This is a genomic window from Streptomyces sp. NBC_01306 (assembly GCF_026340465.1).
Lineage (GTDB): Bacteria > Actinomycetota > Actinomycetes > Streptomycetales > Streptomycetaceae > Streptomyces.
The window spans coordinates 460,714-482,259 of the sequence record NZ_JAPEPC010000002.1; the positions used below are offsets into that span (position 1 = coordinate 460,714).

Below are 21,546 nucleotides of genomic sequence, written 5' to 3' on the forward strand. Positions count from 1 at the left end.
TTTCACCCGGTGATCGGGGTATCCCCGCCGGCGCTCCGGCCGCCGGGTACTTCGACGAGTACGCAGCGGACACCGCCGTGGAAGGTGACCATGCACTTGTTGCAGTGGATGCAGAGGGAGGGGGTGTCGGCCTCCGTCCGGATCCGGTTGATCAGATCGGGTTCGCGCAGCAGGGCGCGCCCCATGGCGACGAACTGGAATCCCTCACGCATCGCGAGGTCCATGGTCGGCCTGCTGGTGATCCCGCCCAGCAGGATGAGCGGCAGGTCTACGGCGGCGCGGACCTGCCGGGCCTGGTCGAGGAGATAGGCGTCCTCGTACGGGTAGCTGTGCAGCACCCGGCTGCCGACGAGTTTGATGCCGGTCCTGACCGGTTGGGGCATGATCTGGGCGAACTCCCGCAGCGGGGCATCGCCCCGGAACAGGTACATCGGGTTGAGCAGGGAGCTTCCGACCGTCAGTTCCAGGGCGTTGAGCGAGCCGTCGCTCTCCAGTTGGCGGGCGACGGGGATGGCCTCGTCGAGCCAGAAGCCTCCCGGGACGCCGTCGTCCATGTTCAGTTTGGCGATGACCGCGATCCGCTTGCCGACCGCGGCGCGTACGGCGCGGGCTATCTCGCGGGGGAAGCGGGCGCGGTTGTCCAGGCTGCCGCCGTAGGCGTCCTTGCGGTGGTTGATGCGCGGGCTGAGGAAGGAGCTGGCGAGGTAGTTGTGGCCGAGGTGGATCTCGACCGCGTCGAAGCCGGCCTCGACGGCCATGGTGGCGGCGTCGGCGTGGTTGCGGACGATGCGCCGCAGGTCGGCGTGGGTCGCCTCGCGCGCGAAGCTGAGGGTGGTGCGGTGGAAGTGGCGGCTGGGCGAGAGCGCGGGCAGGCCGTTGGCCTTCGGGCTGGCCACCGGTCCGCCGTGACCGATCTGGGCGGAGACGGCCGCTCCTTCGGCGTGGACGGCGTCGGTCAGCTTGCGCAGTCCTGGCAGGGCCTCGGGCCGCCAGAGGATCTGGTGCGCACCGGTCCTGCCCTCCGGGGCCACCGCGCAGTAGGCGACGGTGGTCATACCGACCCCGCCTGCCGCGTGCCGTACGTGAAAGTCGATCAGGTCCTGGGTGACCAGGCCGTGCCGGCTCAGGCCCTCGTATGTCGCCGCTTTGACCGTGCGGTTGCGCAACGAGATGGGTCCGAGTGTCGCGGGGGCCAGTACGTCCGGTGTTCCGGGCGGCTGGTGCTGTATCTGGGTCAAGGGGGAACCTCCATCCGCACACCCGTCGTGGTGGCGGTCGCGACGTTATTCAGCGCAGGGCCGTCGGGCGGGCGCGGTCCCGCTGACCGGGAGAGCCGCCGGCGCCCGGTGCCCCGGTCAGTCGAAGTTGGCCTGGCCGCCGTCCAGGGGCACTGTCGCTCCGGTGAGGTAGCGGGCGTCCGGCCCGCACAGCATGACCACGGCACGGCCGATGTCCGCCTCGCAGTCGCCGACGCGGCCCAGCGGTATGGAGGCGCAGAAGTCCGCTGCCTCCTGGGGGTTGGTGTCCGCCCAGCGCACATAGCCGGGCGAGGCAGCGTGGGGCGCGACCGCGTTGACCCGGATACCGTCCGGCCCCCACTCGTTGGCGGCGGTGCGGGTCAGGGAGCGGACGGCCGTCTTGGCCGCCGCGTAGGCGCCGTAGGTGCGCAGGTCCCAGCGGACCATGGCCCCGGTGACCAGGTTGATGACGACGCCGTCGCCATGGCGCTTCAGATGAGGGTGGCAGGCCTTCATGAACGCGAACGCCGCGAAGGGGCCGCTGCGGAATCCCTGCTGAAAGTCGGCGTCGGTCATCGACAGCAGCGGGCCGTAGGCGCCGTCGTAGGCGTTGTTGACGAGGATGTCGATGCGTCCGAAGCTCCCGGCGATCCGCTCCACGAGCTCCGGGACCAGTTCGGTGGCCGACACGTCGCAGCTGAACGGTTCGGCCCGCGCTCCGCGGGCTCGCAGCAGTTCGCAGGTCGCCTCCAGTTTCGCCGGGGTCCGGCCGATGACGGCGATCGCCGCTCCCTCGGCGGCCAGGGCGAGGGCGATGCCCTGGCCCACCCCCTGGCCCCCGCCGGTGACGATCGCGGTCTTCCCCTCCAGATGTCCCACCGGTCTCCCTCTCTCGTGGACGGTTCTCATGGACTGTTCTCGTGGACGATCCAGGGCCTTGGTCAGGCCGCCGGCCCCGGCTATGTTCGAGGCAGTACGGACGTGAGGGGGAGCCGTGTCCCACTGAGTGGCAGGGCGCCGGCGGGGCGCGTCCACACGGGTCCCGGTGACCGGGAAAAGCCCAACGCGGCCGCGGTCCGGCGGAGAACGATGAACGCGCACATCATCCACTCCGGTGAGAGGAAGGCGCATGAGCGCGACGGCGGCGGACCAGGGCCAGGACCACAAGGAATCGGTACCGGAGGTCATGCGGCGGCTGACCGGCCCCGGCGGTGCCTTCGAGCTGGTCCACGAGGACGTGCTGGGCTCGCGCATGCAGGTGTTCGCGCACCGCGGCACGTCACTCGCCGACATCGTGGCCGCCTCGGTGCGGCACGGTGACCGCGACTACCTGGTGACCGAGCACGAGCGGATCTCGTTCGCCTGCCACGCGCGGAGGGTCGCTTCGCTGGCCCGGGTGCTGCGGGACGACTACGGGGTCGGCAAGGGCGACCGGGTGGCGATACTGGGGGCGAACACCCCGGGGTGGGTGGTGGCGTTCTGGGCGACGGTGTCGCTCGGCGCCGTCGCCGTCGGCTACAACGCGTGGTGGTCGGCGCCCGAGATCACGTACGCGATCGGCCACACCCGCCCCAGGGTTGTGCTGGCCGACGCCAAGCGGGCCGCCCTGGCCGCCGGTTCACCCGTACCCCTGCTGACGTTCGAGGAGGACGTCGAGGAGTTCGTGCGGCGGTATCCCGATGCGCCCCTGCCTGCGCCGGAGATCGACGAGGACGATCCCGCCGTCATCGTCTACACCAGTGGCACGTCGGGCCGGCCCAAAGGCGCGGTGCACTCGCACCGGAACCTGCTGGCCGTGATCGACTATCACCGGCTCAACAACGCCCTGGCCACGGAGTTCGGCAGTCCGGACGGCCCGGAGGACCGCCGGCACCTGCTCGCGCTGCCCCTCTTCCACATCGCGGCGCTGCACAATCTCGCGGTCCCCCGGCTCGTGGACGGGGGCGCCGTGGTGATGCACCAGGGCCGGTTCGACGTGGACCGTGTACTGCGCCTCATCGAACGCGAGCGGGTCACCAACTGGGGCGCCGTACCGACCATGGCGCACCGGCTGGTCGAGCACGGCGGACTGGACCGCTACGACCTGTCGTCCCTCACGGCCTTCTCCCTCGCGTCGGCGCCGTCCACCCCGGCCTTCCACGCACGGCTGCGTGAGGTCCTGCCGGCGGCCGGCCGTGCGCTGGCCAACAGTTACGGACTGACGGAGTCCTGCACCGGCGCGGCCGTGGCCACCGCGGCCGACCTCGCTCAGTCTCCGGAGAGTCTGGGCCGTCCGGTCGTGACCGTGGAACTTGAGGTACGTGATGCCGAGGGCCGGCCGCTCCCCGGGGGTCAGGAGGGCGAGATCTGTCTGCGCAGCCCGTTCGTGATGCTCGGCTACTGGGAGGATCCGGAGGCGACCGCCCAGGCCGTCCGGGACGGCCGCTGGCTGCACACCGGTGACATCGGAGTGCTGGAGGACGGCCTCCTGCGGCTCACCAGCCGGCGCTCCGATCTGATCCTGCGCGGCGGCGAGAACGTCTATCCGGCGGAGATCGAGAACGTGCTCGCCGAGTGCCCGGGAGTACGGGAGTGCCTGGTGCTCGGGGTGCCGCACCCCGATCTGGGGCAGGAAGTGGCGGCGGTGGTCGTCGCCGGCGAGGAGGCGTCGCTCACCGATGCCGCCCTGGCGGAGTTCGTGCGGCAGCGGCTTGCGTACTACAAGGTGCCGTCACGGTGGCGGATCACCACGCAGGCCCTGCCGCGGAACGCCACGGGGAAGGTCGTACGGCGCGAGGTGCGGGTCTGACACGGCGCGGCGGACACGGCGCGGCCCCGGCAGGAGAGAACCTCCGGCCGGGGCCGCGCTGTGTCCGCCTGGTGCAGTGTGCGTGTCGCCCGGTTCGTGCGTCGGCCCCGGCGGGGTGTCGGTTCGGGCGGCCGGGGGCGTCAGCTCGGCCGGGGCAGGTGTTTGGCGATGAACAGTCCCTGCGCCGTCACGCAGTCCCGGCCGCCGGCCGAGATGGTCCCGGTGGTGCGGATCTTCATCCCGTCCACGGAGAGCTGACGGCCGGTGACGGTGAGCGGCTCGAACAACGGGGTGGGGCGGTGGTAGCGCAGGGTGAGTTCGGCGGTCATACCCGACAGTCCCGCCCAGTGGTTGGCGACGCCGAGTGTGTGGTCCAGCAGCAGCGCCGCCACTCCCCCGTGTGCGCATCGGGGCGGTCCCTGGTAGGCGAGCCCGAGGGTGACCACGCCGTGGACCGAGCCGTCGTCCCGGCCGGTCAGGGTGAGCGGCGGCGCCAGGGCGTTCTCGGGTCCGGTCACCGGGTCGTGCCGGGTGATGCCGGTGCCGCGCCACATGGTGACCATGCGTTCCTCGCGGGCGGGGGCCCGCTCCTGGAGGTGGTCCGCGAGGGCGTGGAGCTGCTTGGCCACACCGGTCAGGTCGGCGTCCGTATGGTCACCGGCCAGGAGCAGGGCGTCGATCACCCTGCGTGCGGCGGCCGCGGCCGCGTCGACTCCGTCCTCGTGGGCCGCCGCGACCAGTTCGTCCGGCCGGACGGCCGCCTCAGGGGACACGGGCGGTGCGTCGTGGTCGTCGGTCATGGAGTGATCCTCGCCGTTGCGTGGGTGAGCACCGGTGCACCGTCGCGTTCCGGGCAGGTGGCGTGCAGCCGGAGGCGGTCTCCGTCCCGCCAGACGGCGGTGCGGACGGTCTCCCCGGGGAAGAGCGGGCCCGCGAACCGTACGGACAGTGCCTTCAGCCGGGTCGCGTCGCCGTCGAGCAGTTCGCCGACGAGTGCCTTGCAGACCAGGCCGTACGAAGCAAGGCCGTGCAGGACCGGCCGGTGGAACCCGGCGGCCCGCGCGAACTCGGGGTCGGCGTGCAGGGGGTTGAGGTCTCCGTTGAGCCGGTAGAGCAGCGCCTGCTGGGGACCGGTGGGGGTGTCGCAGACGGTGTCGGGGCGGCGGTCGGGGGTGCTCTCGTGGGTCTGCGGCCCCGGGTCTCCGCCGAAGCCTCCCGCTCCGCGCGCCCATATCTGCATCCTGCTGGTCCACAGCGGCTCGCCGTCCGGCCCGGAAGCGGTGGACTCCCGGACGATCACCGCCGCTTTCCCTTTGTCCCACACCTCGGCCACACGGGAGGCGAGGGTGGCCGTGCCCGCCGCCGGCAGGGGGCGGTGGATCTCCAGTTCCTGTCCGGCGTGCAGGATTTGGCGCAGGTCGATGTCGATTCCCGGCAGGTCCAGGGACGGCTCGGGCGGAGTGCCGGAGGAGATCCCGCCGCCGGCGACCATGGCGAAGGTGGGCAGTACCGTCAGCCGGCGTTCGAAGGTGAGATGGAGTTCCGGGTCGTGGTGCGCGTCGGAGCCTGCTCCGAGGCTGAGGTGGTAGAGGAGTACGTCCCGTGCCGTCCAGCCGATCTGCTGCACGGACGGGGCTGCGCTCAGCGCCTTGTCACGGTCGACCGTCATGATCGGGCCTTCTGTTCCGGTTTCTTCGGGGCGGGCTCGGGGTCGCGCGGCAGGCCGAGCAGACGTTCTCCGATGATGTTGAGCTGGACCTCTGTCGTACCGCCCGCGATCGACATACAGCGGGAGTTGAGGAACCACCAGGTGGGGTCCTGGCGGGGTCCCTCACCGGTGAGGGCGGCGCTGCCCAGCCAGTCCATGGCGGTCTCCCAGACCTGTTGCAGGTGTTCGACGCCGATCAGCTTGGCGATGCTGGCTTCCGCGCCCGGCTGCTGTCCGGTCACCGAACGCAGGGTGGTGCGCAGGCCCAGCAGCCCGCCGGACTGCGCGTCGCAGAGGATGCCGCCGAGGGTGGTGAGGCGTTCGTCGTCCATGTCCTGTGGCCCGCTCGCCGTGATGTCGAGCAGGGCTTCGCCGCCCGAGCCGAGCGAGGAGTCGTGGGAGAGGGCGACCCGTTCGCTGGCCAGGGTGGTGCGGGTCAGCCGCCATCCGTCGCCGGGTGCGCCGACGAGCATGGCGTCGGGGACGAACACGTCGTCGAGGAACACCTCGTTGAACTCCGCTTCGCCGGTGATCTGGCGCAGCGGGCGGATGTCGATGCCGGGGGCTGTCATGTCGAGCAGGAAGTACGACAGTCCCTTGTGCTTGGGTGCGTCGGGTTCGGTGCGGGCCAGCAGGATGCCCCAGTGGGCGTCGTGGGCCATGGAGGTCCACACTTTCTGCCCGGTGATCCGCCAGCCGCCGTCGGTCCTTTCGGCGCGGGTGCTCAGTGCGGCCAGGTCGGACCCGGCGCCGGGCTCGCTGAACAGCTGGCACCAGGTGATCTCGCCGCGCAGGCTCGGCCCGAGGAACCTCTCCTGCTGTGCGGCGCTGCCGTGTGCCACGAGGGTCGGTACCACCCAGGCCCCGATGACCATGTCGACGGGCTTCAGGTCCGCGGCGCGCAGCTCCTCGGCGATGACGAGCTGGGTGACCGCGTCGGCGCCCCTGCCCCAGGGGGCGGGCAGGTGCGGCGCCGTGTAGCCGCGGTCCGCGAGATAGGTGAGCCGTTCTGACTCCTCCAGGGCGGTGGCGCCGCGGAGTTCGGTGCGGATCTCCTCGCGTACGGCCGTGGCGCCGGGCGGCAACTGGACGGCGAGCCGGCGGCGTGCGCCGTCCAGGGTGAGCCGGGAGACCCGGCGGCGCCACCGCGCGGTCGGTCCGAGCGCGATGCGCAGAGTCTGGGCCCGGCGCAGATACAGGTGGGCTTCGTGCTCCCAGGTGAATCCGATGCCGCCGAGTACCTGGATGCAGTCCTTGGCGGTGGCGAAGCCCGCCTCCACCGCGGTGGCCCCGGCGACGGCGGCGGCCAGCGATGCCTCCCGGGGGTCGTCGACGGCCCCGGGTTCGTTCGCGCGGGCGGCGTCCCAGGCGCAGGCGCGGGCCTGTTCGGCCTGGGCGAGCATCCGTGCGCAGCGGTGCTTGACGCCCTGGAACTGGCCGATGGGGCGGCCGAACTGCTCGCGGACGCGGGCATGTTCGGCGGCTGTGGCGACAGCGCGGTCCGCCATGCCCGAGGCCTCGGCGGCGAAGAGGACCGCGGCCAGGTCGACCGGCAGCTGCGCGTCGATGCGCAGTACGTCCGCCGCGGGGATCGCCGTACCGCGGGCGCGCACCCGGGAGGAACGGCGCGTCAGGTCGTGGCTGCGGTGGTCAGTGGTCTCCACCGCGGCGCGGGGCACGACGGCCCAGGCGGTGTCCGCACCGTCCCGGGCCGGGAGGACGAAGACATCGGCGAGGTGTCCGCCGATGACGAGACCGGACTCGCCGGAGAGCGTGCGGCCACCGTCGCCGGAAGGGGTCAGGGTGAGGGTGCCCGGGTCCAGTCCCACCGCGCCGACGGTGGTCCCGTCGGCGAGTCCCGGCAGATGCGCCTCGTGCGCCGCCCGGTCCAGGACCGTCGCCGCGAGGGTGGTCGGCAGGAAGGGGCCGGGAGCTGCGGCGCGTCCGAACTCCTCGGTGGCTACGGCGAGTTCGAGGAGCCCGTAGCCTGCGCCGCCGGATTTCTCGGGCAGGTTCAGGCCCAGCAGGCCCTGGCCGGCGAGCGCCTGCCAGTAGGGCGGAAGTGTCTCGTCCGCGGCGTCCACGGCCTTCCGGACCGCTTCCTGGGTGATGTGCCGGCCGGTGAAGGCGCGTACGGAGTCCCGCAGGTCGCGGTGCTCCTCGGTCAGCCCGATGGTCATGGTGGGTCAGATCCGTTCGATGATCGTCGCTGTCGCGTGCGCGCCGCCGGCGCACATGGTGATCAGCGCGGTGGATTTGCCGTCGCGTTCCAGCTCGTACAGCGCCTGGGTGATCAGGCGGGCGCCCGTGGAGCCCACGGCGTGGCCGAGGGCGATCGCGCCGCCGTTGACGTTCACCTTGTCCATGTCGGCGTTGTGGACCTGGGCCCAGGACAGTACGACCGAGGCGAACGCCTCGTTGATCTCGACGAGGTCGATGTCGTCGAGCGTCATTCCGGCCTTGCGCAGCACACGGGCGGTCGCTTCCACGGGGCCGTCCAGGTGGTAGTAGGGATCGGCGCCGACCATGGCGGATGCGACGATCCGGGCCCGCGGGCGGGCGCCCAGGCGGGTGGCGCTCTCCTGGTTCATCAGCAGGACGGCGGCGGCGCCGTCGCTGATCTGCGAGGAGTTCCCGGCGGTGTGGATGCCGTCGGCGAGCACCGGCTTGAGTGCGGCGAGCGCTTCAGCAGTGGTCTCCCGCAGCCCCTGGTCGCGGGAGACGGTGGTCCGTTCGACGACCGTGCCGTCCGGTCCGGTCACCGGTGCCTCGATGTCGATGAGTTGACGGCCGAATCGGCCGTCGGCCCAGGCGCGGGCCGCCTTGCGCTGGGATGCGAGCCCGAGCGCGTCGGCGTCGGCGCGGGTGATCCCGCGCTTGCGCGCGATCCGCTCGGCGGCCGTGAACTGGTCCGGCATGTCCAGTGACCAGCTGTCAGGTACGGGCGAGCCGGTCCCCGGTGTCTGTGCCTGCCCGAGGAACACCCGGCTCATCGACTCCACACCGCAGCCGATGCCCACGTCGATCGCGCCCGATGCGATCAGTCCGTGGATCAGGTGTACGGCCTGCTGCGACGAGCCGCACGCGCAGTCGATCGAGGTGCACGCGGTGGAGTGCGGCAGACCGCTGTGCAGCCAGGCGGTGCGGGTGATGTTGTTGGACTGTTCGCCGGCCTGGGTGACGCAGCCCCCGACGACCTGGTCGACGGCGTCCGGGGCGACCTCCGCACGTTCCAGCAGGCCCTTCTGCGTCCGGCCGAGCAACTCGGCCGGGTGCAGCCCTGACAGGACGCCGCGGCGACGGCCGACCGGCGTGCGGACGGCTTCGACTATGACGGTCTCGGCCATGGTTCTCCATTGGTGTGAGGCGGCCTTGAGGGCCGGGGTGGTTGCTGTGCCATCAGAAATAGAATTCATTCTGGCAATTGGCAACGGCAGTCTCACTGAGTGGGGCCGCCGGCCGGGCCCGCGCCACGGCTCCCGCCGCCCCGGCCGGAGCCGCTCGCGTCTCGTCGGCCGCTCGGGTCTGTCGGCCGCTCGGGTCTGTCCGCCGCTCAGATCTTGTCCGGGCCGCGGAGCACCGCCTCGGCACCCCCGTCGACGTACAGCACCTGGCCGGTCACATGGGTGTTCTCCACGCTGGTCAGCCACCGCAGCGCCCGCGCGATCACCTCGGGTCCCGCGTGGCCGCCCAGCGGCATCGGCACCGCCCGGTCGACGATCCTGCGCTGCTCCTCCGTCACCGCGTGGGCGGCATGCATGGGGGTCAGCACCACACCGGGGCCGACGGCGTTCAGTGGGATCCCGGCGGCGGCCCACTCGTCGGTGACGCTGGTACGGCGCAGCCAGCGGGCGAGGGCTGCCTTCGACGCGGGGTACAGCGTGCCGCCCTCGCCCGCGGCCGCGACGGCTGCGGCCGCCCTGAGCGCCGCCGTCTCGTCCCCGGCGAGGCAGGCATCGACGACATCGGGCGCCCCGGATCTGGTCCCGACGATGGAACCGACGAACGCCGCACGGGGCGCATCGGCCCGTGCCAGTGCGGGCCTGAGCCCCTGGAGCAGTTCGGTGACACCGAAGAAGTTGACCGCGACCGCGGCCGGGACCCGGGCCGAGATGCCGGCACAGGCGATCACAGCGTCCAGGGTCCCTCCAGTACGTTCGAGAACGGCGCGCACGGCGTCCTGCCGCCCCTGACGAGTACCGAGGTCCGCGCAGACCTCCGCGTCCTTCAGGTCGATTCCGACGACGTCGTCCCCCTGCGCCCGCAGCAGTCGGACCAGGGCCTTGCCGATGCCCGATGCGGCACCGCTGACGGCTGTACGGCGTGTCATGGACGGGCTTCCCCCCTGTTGCCGGCCGGCGTCGAGAACGCCGCGAGCGGTTCCGAGCCCGACCAGTCGTGGCCCCAGTAGCTGTCGGCTGTGATCTCCTCGGCGGTGTAGTCACGCTCGTCGACGAGCATCCCGTCGGTGCCGTACTCGACGTCCCAGCCGCCGGGAGCGCGGACGTAGAAGGAGATCATCTTGTCGTTGGTGTGGCGGCCCAGGGTGGAGGAGAGCGGGAAGCCGAGCCGTCCGACGTTGTCGAGGGCGCGTCCCACCGAGTCCAGGGTGTCCACCTCGACCATGAGGTGGACCAGACCGGGTGCCTCGCCGTGCGGCGCCGGGCAGAGGGCCAGGCTGTGGTGGCGCTCGTTGACTCCCAGAAAACGCACGCGCCGCGGCGGAGCCTCCGGGGCCTGGCTGCTCATCCGCACCGCACCACGCGGCAGGAAGCCGAGCACCTCGGTGTAGAAGGACACGCTCTCGTCCATGCGCGTGGTGGGCAGAACGACGTGTCCCATGCCCTGGCCGCCGGTGACGAAGCGCTGCCCGAGTCCGGTGAGTACGGGGCTGTGGTCCAGGACGGGACCGAAGAAGACCTCTACGGGGACTCCGGCGGGGTCGTCGAAGGCGATGGCCTGTTCCACTCCGCGTTCGTCCGCCTCCTCCTGAGTCAGCGTCCTGACCGCCGTGCCGGAGGCCTCGACGGTGCGGGCGACGTCGGCCAGCGCGAACTGGTCGCGCACCTCCCAGCCGACGGCCTCGGCCCGGTCGCTCTCACCGGGCAGGACGGCCAGCCGCGCACGGCGCTCGTCCATCCGGAGATAGAGGCCCTTGGGGTCGGGGCCCGATCCCTCGGCGAAACCGAGGGCGTCCACGGTGAGTTCGCGCCAGCGGGTGACGTCCCGGCTCCGTACCCGGAGATAGCCCAGCCCTCGAATCTGCGTCATCTTCTCCCTCTCGTCCGTCACGTCCATCACGTCCGTCACGTTTCAGATCATCGAGCGCATCGGCCCCTGCGGGGGCTCGACGCCGATCTGCGTCAGCGCCGCGACATGGAATACCGCCCCGGTCACATGGATGGCATGGGCGAGCCCGGTGTGGGCGTCGCGCCAGAACCGCTGGATCGGGTTGTCCATCCGCATGGCGTTGCCGCCGGAGCGCGCCACGATCTCGTCGACCGCGCGCACGGCCCGCCAGGCGGCGCGGGTCTGTGTGCGCCGGCCCACGGCCCGCCGGTCGAAGGTGATGCGCTCGCCCGCCTCGACCATGTCGTGGAGCCGGCTGATGTTGTCCAGCAGTGCCGCGCGCGAGGCGGCGATCTCCGCGGCGGCCTCGCTCACGGCATACAGCACATACGGGTCGTCCCTGACGGCGGTGCCGGTGATCTGGACGCGGTCGCGCTGGTAGGCCAGGTGGTGGGCGAGCGCGCCCTCGCAGATACCGATGACGGAGGCGGTGATGCCGAGCGGGAAGGCGGCTGAGAACGGCAGGTGGTACATCGGATTGGTCAGCCCGGTCTCCTTGGCGAGACTGCCGTCGACGACCTTCGCGTAGTCGACGACCCGGTGGGCGGGGACGAAGGCGTCCCGTACGACGATGTCCTTGCTGCCCGTCCCGCGCAGGCCGACCACGTCCCAGGAGTCGTCGACGATCTCGTAGTCCGCGCGCGGCAGGATCACATGCATCGACTGCGGCGGGGTCAGCCGCTCGCCACTGTGGTCGGCGAGGAAGGCACCGAGGAAGATCCAGTCGCAGTGGTCGGTGCCGGAGGAGAACTGCCAGCGGCCGTTGAAGACATAGCCGCCGTCGACGGGCCGCAGCAGCCCCATCGGTGCGTACGGGGAAGCGATCCATGTGTCGGGGTCCTCGCCCCAGATCTCGTCCTGGACCCGCGGGTCGGCCATGGCCATCTCCCAGGGGTGGACCCCGACGACGCCGGCGACCCAGCCGGTCGACCCGTCGCACGCGGCGATCTTCATGACCGTTTCGGCGAACTCCCTTGGGTGCAGCTCCAGTCCGCCGTGTGTCTTCGGCTGGAGCATCCGGATGGCACCGGTGTCCCGCAGCACCTTGGCCGCCTGGTCGTCCAGCCGGCCGAGCGACTCGTTCACAGGGCCCAGCGTGCGGATCTCCTCCGCGCGTTCGACGATGGCGTCGAGTACCGGGTTGGGCATGGCGGTTCTCACTTCCCTGCGGGTGTGGGCGTGGTCGGTTCCTTCAGTGCGCCGGCCCGCCCGGCGAGGCCGACAGCGATCTCGATGAGCTGGTCCTCCTGCCCGCCGACGAGCTTGCGGCGCCCGGCCTCCAGGAGGATGTCGGTGCCGGATACGCCGTACTTGGCGGCCTGCCGGCCGGCATGACTGAGGAAACTGGAGTAGACACCGGCGTAGCCCATGGTCAGCGACATCCGGTCGAGCGGGCGGTCGCCGCCCATGACGGGCAGGACCACGTCCTGCGCCGCGTCGATGATCTTCGGGGTGTCGATACCGGTGCGGATGCCGAGCTTGTCGGTGACGGCGACGAACGCCTCGACCGGGGTGTTGCCGGCGCCGGCTCCGAAGCGCCGTGTGGAGCCGTCGATCTGCGTGGCCCCGGCGCGCACGGCGCAGAGGGAGTTGGCGACGCCGAGTCCCAGGTTCTCGTGGCCGTGGAAACCGACTTGGGCATCGGCGCCGAGTTCCCCGGCGAGCGCGGCGACCCGGTCGCCGACCTGTTCCAGCACCAGGGCTCCGGCGGAGTCCACGACATAGACGCACTGGCAGCCGGCGTCGGCCATGATCCGCGCCTGCCGTGCCAGGGCCTCCGGCGGCCTGCTGTGCGCCATCATCAGGAAGCCGACGGTCTCCAGGCCCAGCCCCCTGGCCAGACCGAAGTGCTGGACGGCGATGTCGGCCTCGGTGCAGTGGGTGGCGATGCGGCAGATGGCGGCGCCGTTGTCGGCGGCCTCCCGGATGTCGTCCTGCACGCCGAGCCCCGGAAGCATCAGGAAGGCGATCTTCGCCTGTCGGGCGGTCTTCACCGCTTCCTTGATGAGTTCCTGCTCCGGGGTGCGGCTGAAGCCGTAGTTGAACGAGGATCCGCCGAGGCCGTCGCCGTGCGCCACTTCGATGACCGGGACGCCGGCGCCGTCGAGAGCGGCGACGACGGACCGTACCTCCTCGGTGGTGAACTGGTGCTGCTTGGCGTGCGAACCGTCCCTCAGGGAGGAGTCGGTGACACGGATGTCGAGATCGGCACTGAAAGGCATGGCTGGTGGGCTCCTTGAGGGTCAGGACGCGGTGCGCCGGGCGATGATCCGCTGGGCGAAGCCCTCACCGACCTTGGTGGCGGCGGCGGTCATGATGTCGAGGTTCCCGGAGTACGGCGGCAGGAAGTCGCCCGCGCCCTCCACTTCGAGGAAGACCGCGACACGGGCGAGGCCGCCGCTGACGGGGTCCGGGTCGTCGAACTGCGGTTCGGCGCGCAGGCGGTAGCCGGGTACGTACGACGCGACCTGCCGGACCGTCTCGTGGACGGACGCGGTGATCGCCGCGCGGTCGGCCGTTGCGGGGATGGCGCAGAAGACCGTGTCCCGCATCAGCATGGGCGGCTCGGCGGGGTTGAGGATGATGATGGCCTTGCCCCGGGCCGCGCCGCCGATGGTCTCGATGCCCCGGCTCGTGGTGAGGGTGAACTCGTCGATGTTGGCGCGGGTTCCCGGGCCTGCGGACGGCGAGGCGACACTGGCCACGATCTCCGCGTAGGCCACATCGGTGACCCTGGAGACGGCGTGCACCATGGGGATGGTGGCCTGACCCCCGCAGGTGATCAGGCTGACGTTGGGGGCGTCCAGATGCTCCCCCAGGTTGACGGCGGGCACGACGGCGGGGCCGAGCGCGGCCGGTGTCAGATCGATGGCCTGGATGCCGAGTTCGGCGTAGGCCGGGGCGTTCGCCTTGTGCACGGAGGCCGAGGTCGCCTCGAAGACGAGGTCGGGCCGGGCACCATCGGCCAGCAGCCGGGCCACTCCCCCGGCGCTCACCGCCAGACCTTCCTCAGCCGCCCGCTTGAGGCCCGTGCTCTCCGGATCGATCCCGATCATCCATCCCGGCTCGATCGCCTCGGACCGGAGCAGCTTGTACATCAGATCGGTTCCGATGTTTCCGGAGCCGACGATCGCGGCGGTCGCCTTGGTCACAGTTCGAACCTCATCCGAATCGAGGGGACAACTCCCCCAACGTGTCAACGTGTTGGCCGGCCCGCCGATGGGCTCCCGCTGAGCGGGAGGAGCGGCGACGGCCGGTCGTGTCATCCGTCGTAGGTGATCTTGAGCCGTTCGCTGAGCGGGAGCGCCTGGCAGGCCAGGACGTAGCCGTCGGCGAGGTCGCACTCGCCGAGCACCTGGTTGTTCTCCATCGCCGCCTCGCCCTCGACGAGCAGGCAGGTGCACGCGCTGCAGTTGCCCTCGCGGCAGGAGTACGGAGCATCTACGCCCGCGTCGAGGAGCGCGTCGAGCAGTCTGGTGTTCCGGGGCCAGGCGACGGTCCTGGTGGTTCCGTCGAGTTCCACCTCGACCTGGCTCACCGGGCCGGCCGGGCCGGCGTGGGCGGCCGGGTCCGGGCTCGCGAACGGGTCGGCCGCCAGGGAGGCGAACCGTTCCATGTGCACCTGCCCGGAGGGCACACCGAGTTCGCCGAGAGTGAGGGCCGCGAGGTCCATGAAGGGGCCGGGGCCGCAGACGAACACCTCGCGGCCGGTGCACATCCGGGTGAGCGCGCGCAGCCCGGGCTCGGTGGGCAGCCCCTGCACCGACTCCAGCCAGTGGACGACCGTCAACCGGTCTCCGAACTCCGCTGCGAGCGACGCGAGTTCGTCCCGGAAGATCACGGAGCGCTCGTCACGGTTGGCGTAGACCAGGGTGAGGGAGCCGGTCCCCGCGTACAGACAGGACTTGAGGATGGACATCACCGGTGTGATGCCGCTGCCCGCTGCGAGCAGGAGGAAGTCGTGCTCCAGCGAGTCGGGGGTGAACGTGCCGGCCGGCCGCAGGACTTCGAGGGTGTCCCCCGCCACGACGTTGTCGCAGATCCAGTTCGAACCGTATCCGTCCACGGTGCGTTTGACCGTGATCCTCAGCTTCTCGTCGTGGTGCGGGGAACTGCACAGCGAGTAGCAGCGGGCCGCTCCCCGGACACGTTCGGACGGCACCCGGACCGTCAGGAACTGGCCCGGCCGGTAGGTGAACCTCTCCGTCGGTACGCCGGCCGGTTCGAGCACCAGCGAGTGCGCGTCGGGAGTCTCACGGACGACCTCGACGACACGCACGGTGAGAGGTGTGGGTCGCCCCATGGTTCCTCAGCCTTTCCTTCCGGGGGTGGTCAGGTGCGGCCGGCGGCGTGCCGGGCGGCGACGTAGCCGAAGACGATCGACGGGCCGATGGTGGCCCCGGGGCCCGCGTACTCGTTGGCCATGACGGACGCGGAGGTGTTGCCGGTCGCGTAGAGCCCTCTGACGCAGGTCCCGTCCTCCCGCAGGACCCGGCTGTGCTCGTCGCAGACCAGCCCGCCCTTGGTGCCGAGGTCGCCCGCCTCGATACGCACGGCGTAGAAGGGCGGTTCGCGGATCTCGTCGAGGTTGGGGTTGGGCAGTGTCGGGTCGCCGTAGTAGCGGTCGTAGGCGCTGTCGCCGCGCCCGAAGTCGGTGTCCTTTCCGGTGCGGGCGAAGCCGTTGAACCGTTCGACGGTCGCGGTCAGTTCCTCCGGGGGGACACCGATGTCCCGGGCGAGACCGTCGAGGGTGCGGGAGCGGTGTGCGAGACCGCTCGCGTAGAACTCCTCGGGGAACGGCATTCCGGGCAGCACCTGAGCGAACGGGTAGCGGGAGCGGGCCTTGGCGTCCATGACGAACCAGGCCGGGACGTGCCCGCCGTCGAGCTGGTCGTGGACGAAGTTCGTGTACGGCGACGACTCGTTGGTGAAGCGCCTGCCGTTCGAGGCGACGATCAGGGACGGGGGGATGCACCGCTCGGAGACGAGGGGGATCGTGGCGCCCGACGGGTGGCGCACCGAGGGCATCCACCACGCGTCGTCCATGAAGTCCACCGCGGCGCCGAGTTCAAGTCCGGCGAGGATCCCGTCGCCGGCGTTCTCCTGTGCTCCGGCGCTGAAGTCGGCCTGGCCGCCGTCCGGCAGGTACTTCTCACGCATCTGCTGGTTGTGGTCGAAGCCTCCGGTGGCGAGCAGCACTCCGCGGCGGGCGCCGATGCGCACGGCTGTGCCTTCGCGTTCGACGACGATGCCGGTGACCCGGCCGTCATCGGCGGTGACGAGCGACGTCATCGGGGTGCGCAGCCACAGGGGGATGCCCGCGTCCTTCAGGACCATGCGCATCCGGGCCACGAGGGCGCGTCCACCGGTCGACATGTGCCGTCGGCGTATCAGATTGGAGGAGACCCGCCAGGCCGCGACGAGGGATGCCCGGCGTCCGCGCCAGGTGCGCTTGACCATGGCCAGGTCGTGGTAGTCCTTGCCGGTGACCCAGAGGCCCAGCGGGCCTTTGAGGCTGTTGGGCCGCTGGTACTTCTCGTCCTCGCCGAGCTTGCGGGTGTCGAACGGGAGCGCCTCGACCGACCGGCCGAGCGGGCGCCCGCCCTCGTACTCCGGGTGGTAGTCGGCGTAGCCCTTGGTCCAGGAGAGGCGCATCCACTTGCTCCCGCAGAGCAGTTCCATGGCGGCCGGGCCGTGGTCGACGTACGCGTCGAGCCGGGCGGCCGGGACGCGGCCCTCGGTCAGCAGGTCGAGGTAGCGGCGGACCGAGGCCCGGCTGTCGTCGTGCCCTTCGGCCCGCAGGGTTGGGTTGTTGGGGATCCAGATACCGCCGCCGGAGATGCCGGTGGTGCCGCCGTACATGGCCGCCTTCTCCACCACGACGGTGGACAGTCCGCTGTCCGCGGCGGTCAGCGCGGCGGTCATGCCGCCACCGCCGCTGCCGACGACGACGAAGTCGAACTCGTGGTCCCAGGCCGCGCCGCTGCCGCTCACACCGACTCCTCACGGGTCAGGAAGGCCAGCACGGCGCTCTCCCAGGCTGCCTTCTGCTCGATCATCACCCAGTGGCCGCAGTCGGGGAACACATGCAGCTCGGCGCCGGGAATGGTGCGCATCGGCACGATGGACATGTCGACCGGGCTCACCCGGTCGTCGCGGCCCCAGGTGATCAGGGTCTTCGGTTTCAGCCGGTGCAGCATCGCCCAGTACGGCGGTTCGCCGGAGGCGGCAGCGGCGGCCGCACTGGCGGCGAAGGCGGCGCTGCCGTACATGTGCCGTGCGTTGGCCAGCGCCTGTGGGTCGGTGCCCAGTTGCCAGCGTTCCTCGATGAGTTGCTCCGTGACCAGGCTCTGGTCGTACACCATGGAGCGCAGCCAGCGGACCAGGCCCTCGCGGGTGGGGTTGTCGGTGAACTCCGTGAGGAGCCGGATGCCCTCACCCGGGCCGGGGCTGTAGAGGTTGCGGCCGATGCCGCCGATCGTCACGAGCCGGCGTACGCGGTCGGGGTGGCGCAGGGCGTACTGGGTGCCGACGATGCCGCCCATGGAGTTGCCGATCAGGTCGACCTGCTGGAGGCCGAGGGCGTCGAGGAAGCGTCCGAGGGCGTCCGGGGCGGTGGCCATGGGGTGCCCCTCGACGGGGTCGCTGACGCCGAACCCCGGTAGTTCCAGGACCAGGCAGCGGAATCGTTCGGCGAACGTGGCGAGGTTGCCGCGGTAGTTGCGCCAGCCGGTGACGCCGGGGCCGGAACCGTGCAGCATCACCAGCGGCGGACCGTCACCGGCTTCGTGATAGCGCAGCACGCCCTGGTCGGTGGTGAGTTCGCGCGCGGTGGACTCGTGGTTCAGCTCCGTCATCGTCCCTGCCTTCGCCGTGCCTGTGGTCAACATCCGGAACGTAGCCAGCGGTGAGGGAGCGGTGCCGCGGTCGTCCCGATCAGCGGGACACACCGGCCCCGGGGGCCCGGTCGCGGCGGGGCCGGACACTGCCTCCGGCCCGGTTCCACTCATCGGGAGCGCCGTCCGCCGGCGCCGAACGGGTCCCTACCGTCGGTGTCCGCTCGCTCCCGCAGCACGACACCGCGTCGTCCCTTGAGGTGAACCTGATGACAGCAGAGCCACTGACCGCCGCGTCCGAGACACCCGGCGGCACGGTCCCGGCGCCGGCCGACATGCGCCGTGCCATGGGAGCGTTCGCGACCGGGGTGACCGTCGTCACCGGGCTGGGCGCCGGAGGCGAACCGGTCGGCTTCGTCTGCCAGTCCTTCGCGTCCGTGTCGCTCGAACCGCCCCTCGTCCTCTTCTGTGCCGACCACCGGGGGCGTGCCTGGCCGCACATCAGGGATTCGGGGCGGTTCTGCGTCAACGTCCTGGCCGAGGACCAGAGGGGCCTGTGTGACCGTTTCGGCTCCAGCAGGGGCACGAAGTACGAGGGGCTCGGCTGGGACCTCTCCCGCCGGGGGACTCCCTCGCTGCGTGGCGTGCTGATGCGTGTCCATGCGGAGGTGCACGCCGTACACGCCACCGGCGATCACGACGTGGTCATCGGCCGGGTGCTCGAACTGGAGGCGGGGAGCGACGAGCGGCCGATGCTCTTCTTCCGCGGGCGCTTCGGTGTCGAGGGACGGCCGGACTCCCCTTCCGGCACTCCGGCCGGCCCGTTCACCTGGGGCTGGGGCGATCACTGGGGCTGACGGGAAGCGGCCCGGGCCCGCCGGGGGCTACAGCCAGTCGCCGTTCCGCCCGGTCGCGAGCAGCCGGTCCATGGTCCGCGCCGACCAGTTCCGCTCGGGGGCCGCGGCGGCGGGGTGGGCCCTGCCGGACTTCTCCGGGCAGGGGAACAGTTCCTGCGAGACCTGGCGGGCCCCGTCGATCACCAGCGGGGCGACCCGCTCCAGTGGGGTGTGCGCCTCGCCCGCGAGCGAGATCGCGGCCACCGGTCCCTCGGGACCGCGGACGGCCGCCGCGACGCAGGCGATGCCCGGGAAGTACTCACCGTTCTCGAAGGCCAGGCCGCCGCGTTGCCTGATCCGGTGGAGTTCTTGATGCAGCGTCGGCAGATCAGCGATGGTGCGGTGGGTCACCCGGCCCATGGTGGCGCCGAGTCTGGCCTCGGTCTCCTCCGGTTCGAGCCAGGCCAGCATCGCCTTGCCCAGCGCCGTCGCGTGGGCCGGGACCCTGCCCCCCACCCAGGACGGTACGGACGCGGCGAACCGGCCGCCCGCCTTGTCGAGGTAGTGGACCTGCCCTTCGTCGAGCACGGCCAGATGGACGACCAGGCCGGTGCGTATCTGCAGGTTGTGGATCCGCCCCGCGGCGACCGCGCGGATGTCGGCATGGGCTCCGTCACCGCCGCCGAGCCCGAGGGCCCGGCGTCCGAGGCCGTAGCCGAACTGGGTGTGTTCGAGCCAGCGGAGCCGTACCAGCTGTTCGAGGATCCGATGGGCCGTGGAACGCGGCAGCTGGGTGCGGCGCGCCACGTCCTCCAGCGAGAGCCTGGTGGTACGGCCGGTGAACGCGTCCATGATCAGCGTCATCCGCTCGACCATCGACGGCGGCAGCTCCTTGCGAGCGGGCGGCTCCAGAACAGGCTCGGCATCGACAACCGTCATGGGGCCCTCCAGTCAGAACTGAAATGAATTCTACTTTTGAAAAGTAGCAGTACCCCGGAAGAGGAGGAAGAGGTGTGCACCGGATTCCTGCGCGAGAGCACTCCGGTACGGCACCGCGGCCTGCCGATCGCCCGGTGCCGCGCGCGGCTTCCCGATCAGCGGGACAACGACAGGGGGCGACGGCCGGAGATGCGCTACGAATCGCCTGGACAGCACGGCTCGTCCGACGGCACAAGGAGAGACTCCATTGCGAATCGGGATCACATCACCTGTAGTGGTGCAACTGCCGGGCCTGGCCTCCCCCTGGGAGGCGGACGCCGGCATCGACGAACTGGGCCTGGTGGCGGAGACCGCGGACCGACTGGGCTTCCACCACCTCACATGCAGCGAGCATGTGGCGGTCCCGGTGGACGTGGCCCGTGAACGCGGCGGCACCTACTGGGATCCGCTGGCCACCCTCGGCCATCTGGCCGCACGGACGCGGAACATTCGACTGGTCACCCAGGTACTCGTCCTCGGCTACCACCATCCGCTGGAGATCGCGAAGCGCTACGGCACCCTCGACCGGATCAGCAAGGGCCGCCTCACTCTCGGGCTCGGCGTCGGCAGCCTCGGTGCCGAATTCGATCTGCTCGGCGCCGACTTCGAGAATCGTGGAGCGCGCGCCGACGACGCCCTGCGGGCCCTGCGAGCCGCCCTGTCATGTCAAGTGCCGGAATACAGGGGTGAGTTCTACTCGTTCCAGGACCTCGTCGTCGAACCGCACGCCGTACAGAAGCACGTCCCGCTGTGGGTGGGCGGCCGGACGCAGCGGTCGCTGCGCAGGGCCCTCACGTATGCCGACGGGTGGGTACCGTTCGGCCTGGCACCGGACCGGCTGCGCGAGATGACCGAACGGGCCGACCTGCCGGACGGCTTCGAGATCACCCTCGGTGTGGACCGTCCCGTCGATCCGACCGGCGACGCGGAGGCCACGGTGCGCGCACTGACCCGGCTGCGTGACGCCGGGGCCACCGTGCTGTCCGCCTCCGTCAGCGCCCGGTCCGCCGAGCACTACTGCGAGCAGCTGGAAGCCCTGAAGGACCTGGCCTCGGCCCTCTGACAGAAACATCTGACAGAAACAGGAGCGAAGATGACCGACACCGATCCGGCTCCGGAGGTCTCCGCCCGGGCCCTGGCCGACACCCAGCAGGCCCTCGCCGACGCCCGGCAGCACCTGACCCGTCTCGAACAGCGCCTGTCCCGGCTGGAGGACGAGGCGGCCATCACCTCTTTGATCCTCTCCTACGGCCCGCTGGTCGACAGCGGGCGGGCCGAGGCCGTGGCGGAACTGTGGGAGGAGGACGGCGTCTACGACGTCGACGAACTGCTGATGACCGGGCGCGCGGAGATCGCGGCCATGGTCCGTTCCGCCAACCACCGACGGTGGATCGATCTCGGCTGCGCCCACGTCGTGGGTCCGCCACGCGTCCGGGTGCGGGGCGACGAGGCGGTGGCCGTCTGCTACACCACCATGATCGTCCGCGATCCCGGAACCGGGACGTTCACCGTACGCCGGGCCACCGCGAACCACTGGCGGCTGCGCCGCTGCGCCACGGGCTGGCGCGTGACCGTCCGTACGAGCCGTGTGCTGGACGGTCGGACCGAATCCCCCGGGCTGCTGGCCGCCGGCGCCGAGGAATCGTCGCCGCCGCCGGACGCCGCGCCCCCTCTTGGCGGTCCGGAGCGATGACTCCGGCGTACGGCTGAGCCGGAGCCGACACCCCTGACGTGAACGGCGCAGGCGCCCACGGATGCGGGCGCCTGCGCCGTTCACGCTGCCCGGCCAGGGGCGTGGCAGCGCGTGATGCCG

Annotated in this window: 19 protein-coding genes; 4 read left to right on the plus strand and 15 right to left on the minus strand. The window is 71.2% G+C overall.

Annotation, left to right across the window (positions count from 1 at the left end; genetic code table 11):
• Nucleotides 1-2 precede the first annotated feature (2 nt).
• Nucleotides 3-1,238: an NADH:flavin oxidoreductase gene (locus OG385_RS35195; RefSeq protein ID WP_266862027.1), complete on the minus strand. Its 1,236-nt coding sequence runs from the start codon at nt 1,236-1,238 to the stop codon at nt 3-5.
• A 117-nt stretch (nt 1,239-1,355) separates the two neighbouring features.
• Nucleotides 1,356-2,117, minus strand: coding sequence for an SDR family NAD(P)-dependent oxidoreductase (locus OG385_RS35200; protein WP_266862028.1), 762 nt, complete (start codon nt 2,115-2,117; stop codon nt 1,356-1,358).
• 250 nt (nt 2,118-2,367) lie between these two features.
• Between OG385_RS35200 and OG385_RS35205 the strand changes: the two genes are divergently transcribed.
• Entirely contained in the window at nt 2,368-4,026 is a 1,659-nt protein-coding gene (locus OG385_RS35205; protein WP_266862029.1) for a class I adenylate-forming enzyme family protein, read from the plus strand.
• A 140-nt stretch (nt 4,027-4,166) separates the two neighbouring features.
• On the opposite strand, the gene OG385_RS35210 is transcribed toward OG385_RS35205, so the two are convergent.
• The 12 genes from OG385_RS35210 to OG385_RS35265 form a co-directional block, all read right to left on the minus strand.
• The gene (locus OG385_RS35210) at nt 4,167-4,826 is read right to left on the minus strand and encodes a PaaI family thioesterase (protein WP_266862030.1); all 660 of its coding nucleotides are present in this window, start codon (nt 4,824-4,826) and stop codon (nt 4,167-4,169) included.
• Nucleotides 4,823-5,695 carry a MaoC/PaaZ C-terminal domain-containing protein gene (locus OG385_RS35215; protein ID WP_266862031.1) on the minus strand — a complete coding sequence of 291 codons (873 nt, stop codon included), beginning with the start codon at nt 5,693-5,695 and terminating at the stop codon, nt 4,823-4,825. Before OG385_RS35215 ends, OG385_RS35210 begins: the two co-directional genes overlap by 4 nt.
• Nucleotides 5,692-7,914 carry an acyl-CoA dehydrogenase gene (locus OG385_RS35220; RefSeq protein ID WP_266862032.1) on the minus strand — a complete coding sequence of 741 codons (2,223 nt, stop codon included), beginning with the start codon at nt 7,912-7,914 and terminating at the stop codon, nt 5,692-5,694. Before OG385_RS35220 ends, OG385_RS35215 begins: the two co-directional genes overlap by 4 nt.
• A 6-nt stretch (nt 7,915-7,920) precedes the next feature.
• Nucleotides 7,921-9,081: a steroid 3-ketoacyl-CoA thiolase gene (locus tag OG385_RS35225; protein WP_266862033.1), complete on the minus strand. Its 1,161-nt coding sequence runs from the start codon at nt 9,079-9,081 to the stop codon at nt 7,921-7,923.
• Between the two features lie 206 nt (nt 9,082-9,287).
• Nucleotides 9,288-10,064 (minus strand): SDR family oxidoreductase, encoded by a 777-nt coding sequence (locus OG385_RS35230; RefSeq protein WP_266862034.1) that lies wholly within the window; start codon nt 10,062-10,064, stop codon nt 9,288-9,290.
• Nucleotides 10,061-11,044, minus strand: a complete 984-nt coding sequence (locus OG385_RS35235; protein ID WP_266862035.1) for a VOC family protein — start codon at nt 11,042-11,044, stop codon at nt 10,061-10,063. Before OG385_RS35235 ends, OG385_RS35230 begins: the two co-directional genes overlap by 4 nt.
• Nucleotides 11,045-11,047: 3 nt before the next feature.
• Nucleotides 11,048-12,232 carry an acyl-CoA dehydrogenase family protein gene (locus OG385_RS35240; protein WP_266862036.1) on the minus strand — a complete coding sequence of 395 codons (1,185 nt, stop codon included), beginning with the start codon at nt 12,230-12,232 and terminating at the stop codon, nt 11,048-11,050.
• A gap of 8 nt (nt 12,233-12,240) precedes the next feature.
• Nucleotides 12,241-13,305 carry a 4-hydroxy-2-oxovalerate aldolase gene (dmpG, locus tag OG385_RS35245; RefSeq protein ID WP_266862037.1) on the minus strand — a complete coding sequence of 355 codons (1,065 nt, stop codon included), beginning with the start codon at nt 13,303-13,305 and terminating at the stop codon, nt 12,241-12,243.
• A 21-nt stretch (nt 13,306-13,326) separates the two neighbouring features.
• Nucleotides 13,327-14,235 carry an acetaldehyde dehydrogenase (acetylating) gene (locus OG385_RS35250; protein ID WP_266862038.1) on the minus strand — a complete coding sequence of 303 codons (909 nt, stop codon included), beginning with the start codon at nt 14,233-14,235 and terminating at the stop codon, nt 13,327-13,329.
• A gap of 110 nt (nt 14,236-14,345) precedes the next feature.
• On the minus strand, nt 14,346-15,386 hold the full coding sequence (locus OG385_RS35255; RefSeq protein ID WP_266862039.1) for a ferredoxin--NADP reductase: 1,041 nt from the start codon (nt 15,384-15,386) through the stop codon (nt 14,346-14,348).
• A 29-nt stretch (nt 15,387-15,415) separates the two neighbouring features.
• A complete protein-coding gene (locus OG385_RS35260) occupies nt 15,416-17,077 on the minus strand; it encodes an FAD-binding protein (RefSeq protein ID WP_266862040.1) in 1,662 nt (553 codons plus the stop codon).
• On the minus strand, nt 17,074-17,973 hold the full coding sequence (locus tag OG385_RS35265) for an alpha/beta fold hydrolase (protein ID WP_266862041.1): 900 nt from the start codon (nt 17,971-17,973) through the stop codon (nt 17,074-17,076). Before OG385_RS35265 ends, OG385_RS35260 begins: the two co-directional genes overlap by 4 nt.
• 215 nt (nt 17,974-18,188) lie before the next feature.
• Between OG385_RS35265 and OG385_RS35270 the strand changes: the two genes are divergently transcribed.
• Nucleotides 18,189-18,776: a flavin reductase family protein gene (locus OG385_RS35270; RefSeq protein WP_266862042.1), complete on the plus strand. Its 588-nt coding sequence runs from the start codon at nt 18,189-18,191 to the stop codon at nt 18,774-18,776.
• Between the two features lie 27 nt (nt 18,777-18,803).
• Here OG385_RS35270 and OG385_RS35275 read toward each other — a convergent pair whose 3' ends face one another.
• Nucleotides 18,804-19,694, minus strand: coding sequence for an IclR family transcriptional regulator (locus OG385_RS35275; RefSeq protein ID WP_266862043.1), 891 nt, complete (start codon nt 19,692-19,694; stop codon nt 18,804-18,806).
• Nucleotides 19,695-19,941: 247 nt separating this feature from the next.
• Here OG385_RS35275 and OG385_RS35280 point away from each other — a divergent pair, with 247 nt between their 5' ends.
• Both OG385_RS35280 and OG385_RS35285 read left to right on the plus strand, forming a co-directional pair.
• Nucleotides 19,942-20,796 (plus strand): LLM class F420-dependent oxidoreductase, encoded by an 855-nt coding sequence (locus OG385_RS35280; RefSeq protein WP_266862044.1) that lies wholly within the window; start codon nt 19,942-19,944, stop codon nt 20,794-20,796.
• A 30-nt stretch (nt 20,797-20,826) separates the two neighbouring features.
• On the plus strand, nt 20,827-21,426 hold the full coding sequence (locus OG385_RS35285) for a nuclear transport factor 2 family protein (RefSeq protein WP_266862045.1): 600 nt from the start codon (nt 20,827-20,829) through the stop codon (nt 21,424-21,426).
• Nucleotides 21,427-21,546 lie beyond the last annotated feature (120 nt).